At 65.4% G+C, this 13,534-nt stretch carries 14 protein-coding genes; 8 read left to right on the forward strand and 6 right to left on the reverse strand.

What is annotated here, in order from left to right:
• The first annotated feature begins 104 nt into the window (after positions 1 to 104).
• From trxA to KFF05_17670, 4 genes are read left to right on the forward strand one after another with little or no spacing between them, the layout of a single operon-like run.
• Positions 105 to 1,064, forward strand: a complete 960-nt coding sequence (trxA, locus tag KFF05_17655; protein UTW51693.1) for a thioredoxin — start codon at positions 105 to 107, stop codon at positions 1,062 to 1,064.
• A gap of 12 nt (positions 1,065 to 1,076) precedes the next feature.
• Positions 1,077 to 1,763: an LON peptidase substrate-binding domain-containing protein gene (locus KFF05_17660; protein ID UTW51694.1), complete on the forward strand. Its 687-nt coding sequence runs from the start codon at positions 1,077 to 1,079 to the stop codon at positions 1,761 to 1,763.
• Positions 1,764 to 1,815: 52 nt separating this feature from the next.
• A complete protein-coding gene (locus KFF05_17665) occupies positions 1,816 to 2,019 on the forward strand; it encodes a Trm112 family protein (GenBank protein ID UTW51695.1) in 204 nt (67 codons plus the stop codon).
• Positions 2,016 to 2,423 (forward strand): DUF971 domain-containing protein, encoded by a 408-nt coding sequence (locus KFF05_17670; protein UTW51696.1) that lies wholly within the window; start codon positions 2,016 to 2,018, stop codon positions 2,421 to 2,423. The genes KFF05_17665 and KFF05_17670 overlap by 4 nt, the downstream gene beginning before the upstream one ends.
• 15 nt (positions 2,424 to 2,438) lie before the next feature.
• On the opposite strand, the gene KFF05_17675 is transcribed toward KFF05_17670, so the two are convergent.
• Positions 2,439 to 3,074: a TetR/AcrR family transcriptional regulator gene (locus KFF05_17675; GenBank protein ID UTW51697.1), complete on the reverse strand. Its 636-nt coding sequence runs from the start codon at positions 3,072 to 3,074 to the stop codon at positions 2,439 to 2,441.
• 223 nt (positions 3,075 to 3,297) lie between these two features.
• Between KFF05_17675 and KFF05_17680 the strand changes: the two genes are divergently transcribed.
• On the forward strand, positions 3,298 to 4,245 hold the full coding sequence (locus KFF05_17680; GenBank protein ID UTW51698.1) for a homocysteine S-methyltransferase family protein: 948 nt from the start codon (positions 3,298 to 3,300) through the stop codon (positions 4,243 to 4,245).
• A 20-nt stretch (positions 4,246 to 4,265) separates the two neighbouring features.
• Here KFF05_17680 and KFF05_17685 read toward each other — a convergent pair whose 3' ends face one another.
• The 5 genes from KFF05_17685 to KFF05_17705 form a co-directional block, all read right to left on the reverse strand.
• The gene (locus KFF05_17685) at positions 4,266 to 4,997 is read right to left on the reverse strand and encodes a 2Fe-2S iron-sulfur cluster binding domain-containing protein (protein UTW51699.1); all 732 of its coding nucleotides are present in this window, start codon (positions 4,995 to 4,997) and stop codon (positions 4,266 to 4,268) included.
• A gap of 13 nt (positions 4,998 to 5,010) precedes the next feature.
• Positions 5,011 to 6,978, reverse strand: coding sequence for an FAD-binding protein (locus KFF05_17690; GenBank protein UTW51700.1), 1,968 nt, complete (start codon positions 6,976 to 6,978; stop codon positions 5,011 to 5,013).
• A 127-nt stretch (positions 6,979 to 7,105) separates the two neighbouring features.
• Positions 7,106 to 7,879 (reverse strand): hypothetical protein, encoded by a 774-nt coding sequence (locus tag KFF05_17695; GenBank protein UTW51701.1) that lies wholly within the window; start codon positions 7,877 to 7,879, stop codon positions 7,106 to 7,108.
• Between the two features lie 179 nt (positions 7,880 to 8,058).
• Positions 8,059 to 8,718, reverse strand: a complete 660-nt coding sequence (locus KFF05_17700; protein ID UTW51702.1) for a 2OG-Fe(II) oxygenase — start codon at positions 8,716 to 8,718, stop codon at positions 8,059 to 8,061.
• A 156-nt stretch (positions 8,719 to 8,874) separates the two neighbouring features.
• Positions 8,875 to 10,119, reverse strand: coding sequence for a UbiH/UbiF/VisC/COQ6 family ubiquinone biosynthesis hydroxylase (locus tag KFF05_17705; GenBank protein ID UTW53777.1), 1,245 nt, complete (start codon positions 10,117 to 10,119; stop codon positions 8,875 to 8,877).
• A gap of 384 nt (positions 10,120 to 10,503) precedes the next feature.
• On the opposite strand from KFF05_17705, the gene KFF05_17710 reads away from it, so the two are divergent.
• From KFF05_17710 to KFF05_17720, 3 genes are all read left to right on the forward strand, one after another.
• Positions 10,504 to 10,842, forward strand: a complete 339-nt coding sequence (locus KFF05_17710) for a P-II family nitrogen regulator (GenBank protein UTW53778.1) — start codon at positions 10,504 to 10,506, stop codon at positions 10,840 to 10,842.
• Between the two features lie 12 nt (positions 10,843 to 10,854).
• Positions 10,855 to 12,216: an ammonium transporter gene (locus tag KFF05_17715; protein ID UTW51703.1), complete on the forward strand. Its 1,362-nt coding sequence runs from the start codon at positions 10,855 to 10,857 to the stop codon at positions 12,214 to 12,216.
• A gap of 120 nt (positions 12,217 to 12,336) precedes the next feature.
• The gene (locus KFF05_17720; GenBank protein UTW51704.1) at positions 12,337 to 13,527 is read left to right on the forward strand and encodes an aminotransferase class I/II-fold pyridoxal phosphate-dependent enzyme; all 1,191 of its coding nucleotides are present in this window, start codon (positions 12,337 to 12,339) and stop codon (positions 13,525 to 13,527) included.
• Positions 13,528 to 13,534 lie beyond the last annotated feature (7 nt).

Below are 13,534 nucleotides of genomic sequence, written 5' to 3' on the forward strand. Positions count from 1 at the left end.
CCCGCAAGCCTTGCAGCGGGCGGGACAAACAGCCATCTTTGGGACAGATTGCGGTCCCTGCAGGCGGCCGGACACCCTTAACAGAAACACGACGGAACTTCGGCATGGCTTTCATTCTCAATCCCGACGGCACGACCACCCCCAAACCCGACGGCCCGGCCCCCACCGGCGGCGCCACGCCGCCCGCGGGCGCGGACGGGGCATTGATCAAGGATTCGGACATCCGCACCTTCGTGCAGGATGTGATCGAGGCCTCCAAAGACGTGCCCGTCCTGGTCGATTTCTGGGCCTCCTGGTGCGGGCCCTGCAAACAGCTGACCCCTGTGTTGGAAAAATTGGTCCTGCAGGCCGGCGGCCTGATCAAGCTGGTCAAGGTCAACGCCGACGAAAACCAGGATTTGTGCCAGCAGCTGCGCGTGCAGTCCCTGCCCACGGTCTATGCCTTCAAGAACGGCCAGCCGGTTGACGCCTTCATGGGGGCGCTGCCGGAAAGCCAGGTCAAGGCCTTCATCGAAAAGCTGACGGACGGCGCCAAGGCGCCGCTCGACCAGGCATTGGAACAGGGGCAGGCGGCACTCGCCGCCGGCGAGAACGATCTGGCGCTTGAGATCTTCAAGGAAATCCAGGCCCAGGACCCGGCCAACGAGGCCGCCATTTCCGGCATCCTGCGCGCCCAGGTCGCCCTCGGCATGCTGGCCGAGGCAGAGGAAATCCTGACGTCCCTGCCGGCCAATCTGCGCGTAAAGGCCGATATCGAGGCCGCCGCCTCGGCCCTGGAACTGGCCAAGGAGATCGGCCAGACCGGCGACCCGGCGGAACTGCGCGCCCGGCTTGACGCCAATCCCAAGGATAACCAGGCGCGCTTCGACCTGGCGTTGGCGCTGTTCGCGCGCAGCGACGCCGAAGGGGCGATCGATGAACTGCTGGAACTGGTCCGCCGCGACCGGGCATGGAACGACGAGGCCGCGCGCAAGCAATTGGTCAAGGTGTTCGACACCCTGGGCGGCGCCCATGAGCTGACCGTTGCCGGGCGACGGCGCCTGTCGTCGGTTCTGTTCTCTTAAAAAGGAACCGCCATGGCCTACGGCGCCCATTATCCGGACACGGGAAAGCTGCCGGACATGCTGCCCATCTTCCCGCTGCCGGGGGCGTTGCTGTTGCCGGGCGGGCAGTTGCCGCTGAACATTTTCGAACCGCGCTACCTGAACATGATCCTCGACGCCATGGCGGCCGGCCGCGTGATCGGCATGATTCAACCCGCCCCGGTTCAGGGCGAGGCCCCCCGCGACCCGGATCTGCGCGATGACGCCGCGATCTATCCCGTGGGCTGCCTGGGCCGCATCGTCAGCTTTTCCGAAACCGGCGACGGGCGGTTTCTGATCACTCTGCTGGGCCAGACCCGATTCCGCGTTGCCGAGGAACTGACGCCTCGCAATGGCTATCGCCTAGTGCGCCCGGATTTCGGCGAATTCACGGGCGATCTCGATGAAAACGCCGAGCCGGCCTATGACCGGGACCGTTTGGTCGCGGCGGCGGCCGGGTTTTTCGACGCGCGCGGGCTCGATGCCGATTGGTCGTCCATCGAGGATGCGCCCGACACCCTTCTGGTGACGTCGCTGGCCATGGTCTGCCCGTTCGACCTGCGCGAGAAACAGGCGCTTTTGGAATGCGACGGCCCGACGGCGCGGGCCGCGCTGTTGATCGACCTACTGGAGATGTCGGCCCGGGGCATGGCGCCCGACCCGGGCGCCGCATCCCACTGACGGAACGCCCGCCCGGGGGTAAGCACCGGGACAACTCAAGGAGACGGCATTGATGAACAACGCCCAAGTGGACCCGAAACTGCTGGAAATTCTGGTCTGTCCCGTAACCAAGGGGCCGCTGGATTATGATGCGGCCAAGGGCGAATTGATCAGCCGCCAGGCGGGCCTGGCCTATCCCATCCGGGACGGCATCCCCATCATGCTGCCGGACGAGGCGCGCCAGATCAAAGCCGACGGCGGGAGCGCCCAACCATGACGACCGGAAAGACCTTTCAGTCGCAGACCGCAAGCGGCAACCACGGCAGCCGCCACACGCCGGTGGAGTTGCGCATCAAGAAACACGACAAGGTCCTGGAAATCGATTTCGACGACGGCGCCAAGTTCCGCATCCCGGCGGAACTGCTGCGCGTGGAAAGCCCCTCGGCCGAAGTCCAGGGCCACGGCCCCGGGCAGAAGACCGTGATCGCCGGCCGCCGCCATGTGAACATTATCGGTGCCGAGCCCGTGGGCAACTACGCCGTGCGCCTGAAATTCGACGACCTGCACGACACCGGCATCTTTTCGTGGGAATTCCTCTACGACATGGGGACGCGGCAGGACGAACTGTGGTCGCGGTATCTGGAGGCCTTGGAAGCCAAAGGCCTGAAACGCGACCCCTAGGTGCCGGCAGGCGGTTCACGCCTGGAACAAGTGGCGCAGATAATCCCGGTACAGCAGAATCTGGCGGGCCAGGAGCGACGTTTCGCCGACAGCCTTCGACAGAATGATGCCGCCGTCGGCGACCACCAACAGCATGTCTGCCACATCGTCCAAGTCCACATCTGCGCGCAGCGGATAGCGCGCGGCGATCCGGTCGAGCCGGTCCCGGAACCGCCGGCGCCACCCCAAGGTCGCCCGGGTGTTGAGCTCGCGCACCTCCCGGTCGAACAGGCGATCCTGATAGCAATAGGCGGCGATCAGGCAGCCGGGATGCCCCGTGGGCAGGTCCGCCAACAGTTCCGACAGCATCCTGAGGCCGACCAGGAAGCCGTGCAGGGGGTCCTCGTTCAGTTCGTCCGCGCGGCTGAACAGATCGTCAAACAGAGCGTCCTCACGCGCGATGTAGCGTTCAAGCAACGCCTTCGCTAGCGCGCCCTTGTCCTTGAAATGATAAAAAAAGCCGCTTTTGGTGATCCCGACGGCGGCGATCAGCTCGTCAATCGACGTGCCGGCGAAGCCCTTTGCCAGGACCGCCGTTTCCGCGGCGTCGAGAATTTGATCCCGCGTCGTCGCACCTTTGCGTGATGCGGGCGTGTTCATGCCTGAGACCATCCGCCATACCCTTCGAAGCTGTACCGTAGGTACAGTTTTTTCGCGATGATTGACAAGGGCTTCTCACGGCTCGTCAGAAACCGCGTTCACCCCGCTGATATTAAAGACAAAAAGAAAACCCCCCCGGCAGGACCACAGGTCGCCTGTCGCGGGCCGGACCCAGCCGGTATCCATGCCGCCCTTCATTTAATCCGACCGACAATCATTGAAAAGGATACAAACCATGGCGACATACCGCAGCCGACTGCCGCAGCTGGACGGCAGGCTCTTTCTCACCGACGGCGGTCTGGAAACCTATCTCTGCTTTCAGCGGGGCATCGACCTGCCGGAATTCGCATCTTTCCCCTTGCTCGACGACGACACCGGTCGGGCCGAGATCACCAGCTACATGACGCCCTTTATCCTCGCCGCTCTGGCCCAGCAGGCCGGCTTCATCCTGGAAACGCCGACCTGGCGGGCCCATGCGGACTGGGGGGCGAAACTGGGTTATGGACGCACGGACCTGGCCCGCGTCAACGTCGAGGCCGTGGCCCTGATGGCCGACATCCGCGCCCGTCACGAAACCCCGCAAAACCCCATGGTGATCAGCGGCAACATCGGCCCGCGCGGCGACGGCTATAACCCGGCGGAACTGCTGACCCCCAATGCGGCCGAGGCCTATCACACGGCCCAGATCGCAACCTTCGCCGAAACCGATGCCGACCTGGTGACAGCCATGACCATCACTCATGTGGGTGAGGCGACGGGCATTGTCCGCGCCGCCGAAAAGGCCGCCCTGCCCGTGGTTATTTCCTTCACCACGGAAACCGACGGCCGCCTGCCCGAAGGGCGGACCCTGGCCGACGCCGTCAAGGCCGTCGACGACGCGACCGGCGGCGCCGTCGCCTATTACATGATCAACTGCGCCCATCCGACCCATTTCCAGGACGCCCTTGAACCGGGGGCCGATTGGGTCAGGCGCATCCGGGGCATTCGCGCCAATGCCTCCGTCAAAAGCCATGCGGAACTGGACAACTCGGTGGAACTGGACGAAGGCAATCCCCAGGAACTGGGCGGCCAGTACCGCGTCCTGCTGGCGGCGTTTCCGCATATCACGGTGCTGGGCGGCTGCTGCGGCACGGACCACCGCCATATCGCCTGCATCGGCCACGCCTGCCGCGACGCCGCCTGATCCACGCGAGGGGCAGGATGTCAGCTGGCGGAAGCCCCGTCACCGGGCACCCTGTCCCCGGCAGCGGCCAGCAGTTCGCCGACGACCCCACCCTTGAGGTCGATGCCGACGCCGCATTTGCAGCCTTTGCAGCCGACGCAGGCGTCGAGGCCCAGGTCGATCGCCGCATCCAGCGCCGCCTGCCGCCCGTCCTCGCTCACGCAGGGGTCGAGGCGCAGGCGCTGCAGCTTCAACAGCGAAAACGGATTGCCCCAGCGATAGCCCGTCGCCGCGTCGGGCGCGGCCGCATCGGCGGCATCGTCCCCGAAATTTCGGGCATGCATGGGACAGCCGTCCAGGCAGGCATAGCATTCGATGCAGGCAGTCAGGTCGTGATAGGCCTCGGGTGCTTCGGCGTTGACGTCCGGGTCGCGGTGGTCCGGCGTCGTGCGGCCCTGTAACTGGCGGGCGATGCCGTCACGACGCACCACCAGATCGGCCAGCACGGGCAGGGTCGCCATGGGCTCGATGCGGTCGCCCGCGCGCACACGGGCGCGGCAGGCGATGCGCGGGCGACCGTTGACGTCGACCGTACAGACCCCGCAATTGCGCGCCCGGCAGCCGTAGCGGAAGGCGAGATCCGGCAGGGCCGTCGCCTGGGCCTGCAACAGGACGTCGAGGATCATCGGCCGTTCGCCCTCCTGACGGGGGCGGTAATCATAGGCGACGGTTTCGCGGACGCCGTTGCGGGTGGTGACGATATCAATCTTCATGGGCTGGGCTTTCTTATTCGGCGGCATCGGCAACGGCGGCGGCGGGTCCACCGGGTGAAACGGCCGGGGCGGCGTCACCCGGGCCCAGGATGGCCCGGTAACGGCGGTCGAGGATGGGGTCGAGCAGGGCAGGCGGCAGCAGGCAGAGAACCTTCGCCTGGACCTTGCGCCAGGCATCTTTCAAGCGCATCGCAAGCAAACGCATTGCCGGCGTACGCGGTCGGCGGGCGCGGTTCGCGTGAAAGCGCAACACACCATCATTCGCGGCCTGACCGCGCACCACGGTCGAATAGGGCTGCGCCAGGATCGATACCTGGGGCCGGTCCAGGCGCACATGGCCGCCGACGCTGGCGTCCCGTTCGCGGGCGGCCGCGGTCACCGCGCGGGCGACGTCGAGCAGGCTGCGCAATTCCACCCATTCGATGAAAGCCTGATTCCACAGGGCGTAATCGGGCACCGCCGCACGCCCGGCGCGGTCGGCCAGATCGTCGATCACGGCGTCCATGCGGTTCAGGCTGTCGGCCGTGCGCGCCGGGCCGATACAGTCCCAGGCCGCGCGTTGTAATTCGAGCTTGAGGTGCGCCGGGGCCTGGTCGCCACTTTGCCCGAATTGGGCCACGGCGGCGGCGATCAGCGAACGGAAGGCATCGTCGCCGGTGGCGCGGGAGTGGGTCCGGGCGTGATCCGCCGCACCGCGCCCGGCCCGCAGGCCGAACACGACGTTTTCCGTGAGCGCGGTCGAGCCCAGGCGGTTGGCGCCGAACACCCCGCCCATGGCCTGACCGGCGGCGAACAACCCGGACAATCCGGCAGCAGCCGTACCGTCGTCCGCGCCGCCGACCGACGCACCGGTGGCATCGACGCGGATACCGCCCATGGTGTAATGGGCGGCGGGACGGACTTCCCAGGATTCTTCGCAGCGCACTGCCGGCTTGCTGAGGGCTTGGCGGGCCGTGCGGTAGGCCGAGGGCATGGAGGTTTCCAGATAGCGCATGAAGCCCTTGCCGGAACGGGGCAGGCGGGCGTTCGCCGTGAGGTCCAGATAAGCGCCACCATCATCCGTGCCGCGGCCGTCGGCGACGGCGCGCATGATGGCCGCGGAACATTCCGCACGGGTGCGCAGATAAACGCCGTCCAGAATAACCTTGCCGTGACGGTCGCGCAGCACGCCGAGGAAACTGGCCGTCGACGGCTCACCCACCAACAGCCCTTCGTAGGACGCGGGTGCCGTCAGGCAGAATGGCAGGAACTGCACCTGTTCCATATCAACCAAATCGGCCCCGGCGCGGGCGGCGGCGGCATAGCCGTCGCCCGTGTTGCCCCGCATGGTGTCCGTTTTGGGAAAATAGAGAGTATTGAGCCCGCCGGACGCCATAACCACGGCGGGCGCCCGCACGGCGACCAGCGTCCCCGACGCGGCATGATAGACCAGCCCACCTGCGACGCGGCCCGGAGCGCCGTTTTCGGCCCCCTCCACGGCAAGGTCGAGGAACCAGGCATCTTCCAGGTAGTCGATATGCGCACCTTCGACCACGGCGTCCCAGGCGGCATGGCTGAAGGCGACCCCGGCGTTCTTATGCCCGACGGAGCGCGCCACCGTATGCCCGCCCTTGGCCAGGGGCCGGGCAAAGGGGCCCTTGCGATCCTGGTTGATCTTGGGCCGCAGGCCGTGAGCCCGGTACCAGTCATAGGCGGGACGGCTGTCCTTGGCATAGGCGTCGGTCAGGGCCGGCAGCGGCAGGTCCGCACCGGATACGCGCAGGTTGTCGGACAGAACCTGTTCCGTGTCCGCGTCGCTGACCGTGCCGCGCACGGTCGCGTTGCCTTCGGAAATTTTGGTGTCGGAGCAGGCGATGGGATCCTTGGACACAACCAGCACGCGGGCGCCCTCGGCCGCCGCCGCATCCGCCGCGGCACTGCCGGCCCCGCCCGAACCAACCACGATCACATCGTAGTCACGCCATTCAACCTCAATCGTCACCGACCTTGCCTCCCAGCCATGCGTCGCGTCATTCGGGGGTCATTTCAACGCGATCAGGGGCGGTGATGGCAAGGAAATTCACCCCGCCGCACGCAGAAGACTGGCCGCAGGGCGCTGACCTGGGCGCTCAGCCGCAGGTCAGGGCGGCATCGACCGTTTGGCCGCGGAAATACCAGGAGGGGTCGACGAACACGCCGTAGCGCCCGGTTACGCCCGGCCGCCCCTTGACCGTAAAGGATGATACCTGTTTGGCGCCAAGCTGCACACGCCGGGTCTTCACGACCTGATTGTCCGCATCCAAGCGAAACACGGTGATGTTGCCGGGCGCCGGGAAGGGTGCTCCCAAGTTGGCGACCTTGATTTGTGCCTCGGCCCCGGCACAGGACGTCATGATGACCAGATCGTGCGGCGGCCTCGGTGGGCTGGCGACCAGGCTGCGGAGTTGCAGGCGGGCCTGCTGCGGCGCCGGGGGTGTTTCGGGAACCTTGGTTTTGTCGGCGCTGGCGGCCTTCGGCACCACCGCAACCTGGGTCCCGCCGGCCGCCGTCGCGAAATCGTTCAGATTTTCGGCCGAGGCCTCGATAACCGTTTCCGGCCGGCGGCTGAGGCAGCGCAGTACCCGCAGGCGTTTGCGCGCCATGGCGATATAGTGGTTCAGATCGCTTCCCGTGAGGTCGACCCGGCCGCCGTCGTGCCGTACCGGCAGCGCCTTGCCCGCCCGGGCCAGGGCGTCGATCCGGCGGATGCGTTCAGCCTGCAGCTCGATATAGCGCGACCAGTCCCCGGCGAACTTACGGTCGACATAGTCGATGACCCGCTCATGGCTGACGGCGCCGACGTAGGGATCATTGGGGAAGGGGTCGCAGGCGTCCGCAGCAGCCGGCGCGGCGGCGGCCATCATCAGCGCGCCACACGCCGCCGGAGCCAGCCAACGGCGGCACAGGGATAATACAATGATATTCTTCCGAGCAGGCAACAGGCGAACACCCTTAATCCGAGTTCGCCTGTCTTATGGGGAACGAACCTGACATCTGCCTGACGGCGGCGGATTTTATGCCGGGGCGCTGCGCCCGCCGGTCCCTAGACCGGTTGACCCGGAAAGGCCAGTTCGTGGGTATTGTTCCAGTCGTCGCCGACATAATTAACGATCAAGGTCCGGCGCACGCCGGTGATCGGCTTGCGGCGGAAGCCGTGCCAAGTGTCAGCCCCCGGCACGAACACCAGGGCGCGGTTCTGGCGGTGCGGGGTCGGGCCGAAATAGTCTTCTTCCTTGGGCCCCGCATAGATATCGGTGCCCCAGTCTTCGCCGTCCGGCGCCTGAGACAGATAAACCAGCAAGCTCAGTTTCTTGACCGAGATGTCCTTGTGCGGGTGCAGCCAGAATCCATCGCGGTCCTGCGCGTATTCCAGGCGCAGGAAACTGCCCGCGAGGTCGATGCCGCACATCTTTTCGATGCGCTTGACCGTGGCCGGGTCCTGAAACCCCTGGGCGATGTCTTCGCAGACGGTGAATTCGGCGCGGCGGCCCGGATCGAAATAACTGCGGCTGTCGTTGTTGGCGGCACGGGCCCCCTTTGTATATTCGACCCGGGGTGCGTCGAACGGCAGGGCGCGGAGGTCTTCCACCACCTCATCCGTGAACACGTCGTCAAGCAGCCAGTGGGAAAACGGCTCCCGCCGTGTTTCGCAACTGTCCAGGCTGGCCTGAAGCCGCGCCGTATTGGCGGAGGGAGATGTCATGGTGCCGTCCATTTTCGTCTAGCGCAGCCCCGCTGCGGGCCGGGCTCTTCTGTTAAATGCTTCCGCAGGGTCCGTCAAACGTTGCGTCCGGGCCGGCGGGCAGCCCTTTGATAGGCCTTCTGCCGTGCTGGCGCGGTGATCTGAATCAACCGGCGCCTACAGCGTTTCGCCCCGCATCAGGCGCGGCAGGTCACCGACCTCGCCCATGGCATGGCGCATGAACAGCTTTTTCAGCTCGGGCAGGGCATTGACCGTGCCCAGGCCCAAATCCCGGGCCAGGCGCAAGGGCGGCACGGCGTTGGAGAATAGGCGATTGAGGGCGTCGGTCATCCCCAGCATCAGGGAATTGTCGAAACGGCGGCCGCGCTCATAATCTTCAAGCACGGCGGGCGAGCCCAGATCGAGGCCCAGACCCTTGGCGTCGGCCAGGACTTCGGCCAGGACAGCGACATCGCGCAGGCCCATGTTCAAGCCCTGACCGGCGATCGGGTGCATGCCGTGCAGCGCGTCGCCCGCCAGGGCGAAGCGCGGTGCCGTGGCGCGCTCGGCAACCAGCAGGGACAGCGGGTAGCTCCAGCGCGGGCCGACCAGTGCCAGGGAGCCCAGGAAGTCACCAAAGCGGAGCGCCAGTTCGGCCAGGAAATCATCGTCGGGAAGGGCCATGAGGGCCGGGGCCAGGGCGTCCCGTTCCGTCCACACCAGGGACGACTGGTGTTGCTCGCGGCCTGTTTCCCCCTTGATCGGCAGGATGGCGAAGGGCCCGGCGGCCAGGAAATGTTCATGGGCGACGAACCCATGGGGCCGTTCGTGGTCGACCGTGCAGACGATGCCCGTCTGGCCGTAATCCCATCCCGTGGTACGGATGCCGGCCCAGGTCCGGGTCCGCGAGCCGCGGCCGTCGGCGCCGACGATCAGGCGGGCCCCCAGGGTCCGCCCGTCGGCAAGCGTCAACCGGGCCCCGGCGGAATCCAGGTCCATGGCCGCAATCCCGGCGGGGGCCACGACGGTCAGGTTGCGGGCCGTGCGCTGCGCGTCATAAAGGGCGCGCCGCAGATGACGATTTTCGATCATGTAGCCGAAGGGGGCGTCGCCGACCAGGCTGTGGTCGTAATGCAGGAACAGCAGGGAGCCCGCATCGGCGACCCGGATGTCCTGGATCGGCGACGACCGGGGGCCCAGATGGTCCCACAAGCCCGCCGCCACCAGCACCCGGTGGGTCGCCAGCGCGATGGCCGAGGCACGGCCGTCGAAACCGGCGTCGAGCCCGACCGCCGGATCGGCGCGGTCGACCAGGGTGACGGAAAATCCGGCGTTCGCCAGCAACACCGCGAGGGTGCCGCCGACCAGACCGCCACCGACAATCGCCACATCCGCCAAGACGTCGGTCGTTCCGCCGTCCATCGCCCTGTCGGTCGTCACCTGCCCATTGCGGGTCATGAAATCCGCCTTTGCCGCTGCCGTTGGGCGCCGGAAAGTGCCCGCCCGCCTTACGGCCAAGAATCACCCCGTCAGAACGGAATGTCCAGATGCCGAAATTGGCTAATAAATAAGCAAATAAGGTTTTTTGAACAAATAATATGCACGATTAGTCATCATTCCCGCACCCCTGAACTCCTTAAAGGACTGATATAAAACAATAAATCAACTTGTATGGATTCCGGCACGGTTCTTGAAATTGTGCGCTGCGAAATCGGGCCATGGGGTCCGGCACATAACCATCGACGGGCGCTGGAGTTTTCGGTCGCCCGTCCGGGACGTGGCCAAAAAGCGGAAAGGATTACCGAAATGAAGCTGATCATGGCCGTTATCAAGCCGTTTAAGTTGGAGGAGGTTCGAGAGGCCCTGACGCCCTTAGGCGTCGAAGGTATGACCGTCAGCGAGGTCAAGGGCTTCGGACGCCAGAAGGGGCAAGCGGAAATCTACCGCGGCGCCGAATACATGGTGAACTTCCTGCCGAAAGTGAAGCTTGAGATCGCCGTAAAGGACGACCTCGTCGCTTCCATCGTCGAAACCATTCAGAAAACCGCCCAAACCGGCAAGATCGGCGACGGCAAGGTTTTCGTCTACTCGCTTGAACAGGCCGTGCGGATCCGCACGGGCGAATCCGGCGCGGATGCCCTTTAGGAGGTTTTCCAAATGCTTATTGAAAATCTGAAACATACGCTTTCGAAAGGCGTCGCGCGGTTGGCCGGCGTGGTCGGAGCGGCGATGCTGCTGCTGGTTATGTCCGGCGCGGCACATGCCGAGGTTCCCGGTGAATCTCAGTTCGTCTTCAACACCTTCTCGTTCCTCGTGCACGGTTTCCTGGTCATGTGGATGGCCGCGGGATTCTCCATGCTCGAAGCCGGCTTGGTGCGGACCAAGAACACCGCCATGCAGTGCCTGAAGAACGTCGCTTTGTTCTCCATCGCCTCGATCATGTACTACCTGATCGGCTACAACCTGATGTATTCGGGTGTGGACGGCGGCTTCATGGGCTCCTTCGCCCTGTGGGGTCAGGACGACAGCGCGGCCGCCGCCGGCAAATTCGTCGGTGACGGTGCCGTGGGCTATTCCGCGGCGTCCGACTTCTTCTTCCAGTTGGTGTTCGTCGCGACCGCGGCCTCGATCGTTTCCGGGACCGTGGCCGAACGCGTCAAGCTGTGGGCCTTCCTGGCCTTCACCGTCGTCCTGACGGGCATCATCTACCCGATCCAGGGTTCCTGGCAGTGGGGCGGCGGCTGGCTGTCCGAAATGGGCTTCGCCGATTTCGCCGGCTCCACCCTGGTCCACTCCGTGGGCGGCTGGGCAGCCTTGACCGGCGCCATCATCATCGGGGGCCGCAAGGGCAAGTACGGCGCCGACGGCACCGTGCGGCCGATGCCGGGCGCCAATCTGCCGCTCGCCACGCTGGGTACCTTCATCCTGTGGCTCGGCTGGTTCGGGTTCAACGGCGGCTCGCAGCTCGCCATGGGCTCGGCGGCTGATGCCATCGCGATCTCCAACATCTACATCAACACCAACATCGCCGCTGCCGGCGGGGTTCTGGCCGCCATCGTCCTGACCCAGCTGATCTACAAGAAGGTCGATCTGACCATGGCGCTGAACGGCGCCCTGGCCGGTCTGGTGTCGATCACCGCCGGTCCGGACACGCCCTCCCTGGGCCTGGCCGCGATCATCGGTGCCGTTGGTGGCGTGTTGGTGGTGGTCTTCGTGCCGCTGCTCGACAAGCTGAAGATCGACGACGTCGTGGGCGCCATTCCGGTCCACCTGGTGGCCGGCATCTGGGGCACCATGGCGGTGCCGCTGTCCAACGCCGACGCGTCCTTCTACACGCAGGCCGTGGGTGTCGTTTCCATCGGCATCTTCGTGATCATCACCTCCGCCATTCTCTGGTTCGTCCTGAAGATGGTCATGGGTGGGGTCCGGGTGTCGCCGGAAGAAGAGGAACAGGGTCTCGACATGGCCGAATGCGGTCTCGAGGCTTATCCCGAATTCCGCGGATCACAGACCATCTAATCTCTCCTCCACAACTCTCCTACGGGGCCGGAAGACTCATGTCTTCCGGCCCTTCTTTTTTTGTCCATTCCCCCCTCAGCGGCCTTTGCCCGCACGGGGCCGGGATATAGACTCAACGCCATGCTGAACCCACGATACGACATGCTGCCGGTCTATCCCTTCGACCGCCTGCGCAACCTTCTAGACGCCCACGCCCCGGCCCCGAGGCTGGATCCGATTTCTCTCGCCGTCGGCGATCCGACCTTCGATCCACCCCCCGCCATCGCCGAGACCATGGCCGACAAGGCCGCGCTTTGGGGCCGCTATCCGCAGACCGACGGGATCCCGGATTTCCGCAAGGCCGTTGCCGGATTCCTCGGCCGCCGCTATGGCCTGGGCCCCGACGTGTTGGACCCGGAGCGCCACGTGCTGCCCGTGGTCGGGACCCGCGAGGGCCTGGCCCTGGTCGCCAATCTGGTCGTGCCGCCGCAAAAGGCCGGCCAGACCCCCCTGGTGGTCATGCCCAATCCCTGTTTCCACACCTATATGGCCGCCGCCGTGTTTTCCGGCGCGGAACGCCGCCACCTGCCGGCGACCGCCGAAACCGGCTTCATGCCCGACCTGACCCAGATGACCGAGGCTGATTGGGCGCGCACGGCGCTGTTCTATCTGTGCTCGCCAGGCAATCCGCAGGGCGGCGTGGCGTCCATGAGCCTGTTGATGGACGTCATCATCCTGGCCCGGCGTCATGATTTCGTGGTGGTCGTCGACGAATGTTACGCGGAAATCTATGACGCCTTTCCGCCGGCGGGCGCGCTGGAAGCTTCGGCCGGCCTGGACGGCAAATTCACCAACGTGCTGGTGTTTCATTCCCTGTCCAAGCGCTCGTCCGCACCCGGCATGCGGTCGGGCTTCGTCGCCGGGGACCCGGACCTGATCAAGCGCTATCACATGCTGCGCAACTATCTGGGCGCGCAGATGCCGCACCCCGCCCTCTATGCCTCGGCCCGGCTGTGGTCCGACGATTCGGACGCTTTTCGCTATCGCACGGCCTATCAGGGCCTGATCAACACGGCGGCGGAGATCATCGGCGACCGTTTCGAATTCCGCCGCCCGGCCGGCGGTTTTTTCCTTTGGCTGGATGTGGGAAATGGTGAAGAAGCGGCGCTAAAGCTTTGGAAAGACGCGGCAATCCGTGTTTTGCCGGGGGCCTATATGAGCGCGGCCCTGGCCGACGGCAGCAACCCCGGGCAGGCCTTTATTCGGGTTGCTCTGGTCCATCAGCAAAAAACCATAGAGACTGCCTTAAGACGTCTTGTTAAGGTCTTGTAAACCTTAA

It is taken from the genome of bacterium SCSIO 12827 (genome assembly GCA_024397995.1).
Taxonomy (GTDB): Bacteria; Pseudomonadota; Alphaproteobacteria; order Rhodospirillales; family Casp-alpha2; genus UBA1479.

What these genes read in the sequence shown, in the direction of transcription:
- KFF05_17710 (UTW53778.1), top strand. Translation starts at nt 10,504, where the DNA reads ATGAAGCTGATCATGGCCGTTATCAAGCCGTTTAAGTTGGAGGAGGTT.
- KFF05_17675 (UTW51697.1), bottom strand. Translation starts at nt 3,074, where the DNA reads ATGGTCTCAGGCATGAACACGCCCGCATCACGCAAAGGTGCGACGACG.
- KFF05_17665 (UTW51695.1), top strand. Translation starts at nt 1,816, where the DNA reads ATGAACAACGCCCAAGTGGACCCGAAACTGCTGGAAATTCTGGTCTGT.
- KFF05_17685 (UTW51699.1), bottom strand. Translation starts at nt 4,997, where the DNA reads ATGAAGATTGATATCGTCACCACCCGCAACGGCGTCCGCGAAACCGTC.
- KFF05_17715 (UTW51703.1), top strand. Translation starts at nt 10,855, where the DNA reads ATGCTTATTGAAAATCTGAAACATACGCTTTCGAAAGGCGTCGCGCGG.
- KFF05_17705 (UTW53777.1), bottom strand. Translation starts at nt 10,119, where the DNA reads ATGGACGGCGGAACGACCGACGTCTTGGCGGATGTGGCGATTGTCGGT.
- trxA (UTW51693.1), top strand. Translation starts at nt 105, where the DNA reads ATGGCTTTCATTCTCAATCCCGACGGCACGACCACCCCCAAACCCGAC.
- KFF05_17680 (UTW51698.1), top strand. Translation starts at nt 3,298, where the DNA reads ATGGCGACATACCGCAGCCGACTGCCGCAGCTGGACGGCAGGCTCTTT.
- KFF05_17660 (UTW51694.1), top strand. Translation starts at nt 1,077, where the DNA reads ATGGCCTACGGCGCCCATTATCCGGACACGGGAAAGCTGCCGGACATG.
- KFF05_17700 (UTW51702.1), bottom strand. Translation starts at nt 8,718, where the DNA reads ATGACATCTCCCTCCGCCAATACGGCGCGGCTTCAGGCCAGCCTGGAC.
- KFF05_17720 (UTW51704.1), top strand. Translation starts at nt 12,337, where the DNA reads ATGCTGAACCCACGATACGACATGCTGCCGGTCTATCCCTTCGACCGC.
- KFF05_17695 (UTW51701.1), bottom strand. Translation starts at nt 7,879, where the DNA reads ATGATGGCCGCCGCCGCGCCGGCTGCTGCGGACGCCTGCGACCCCTTC.
- KFF05_17670 (UTW51696.1), top strand. Translation starts at nt 2,016, where the DNA reads ATGACGACCGGAAAGACCTTTCAGTCGCAGACCGCAAGCGGCAACCAC.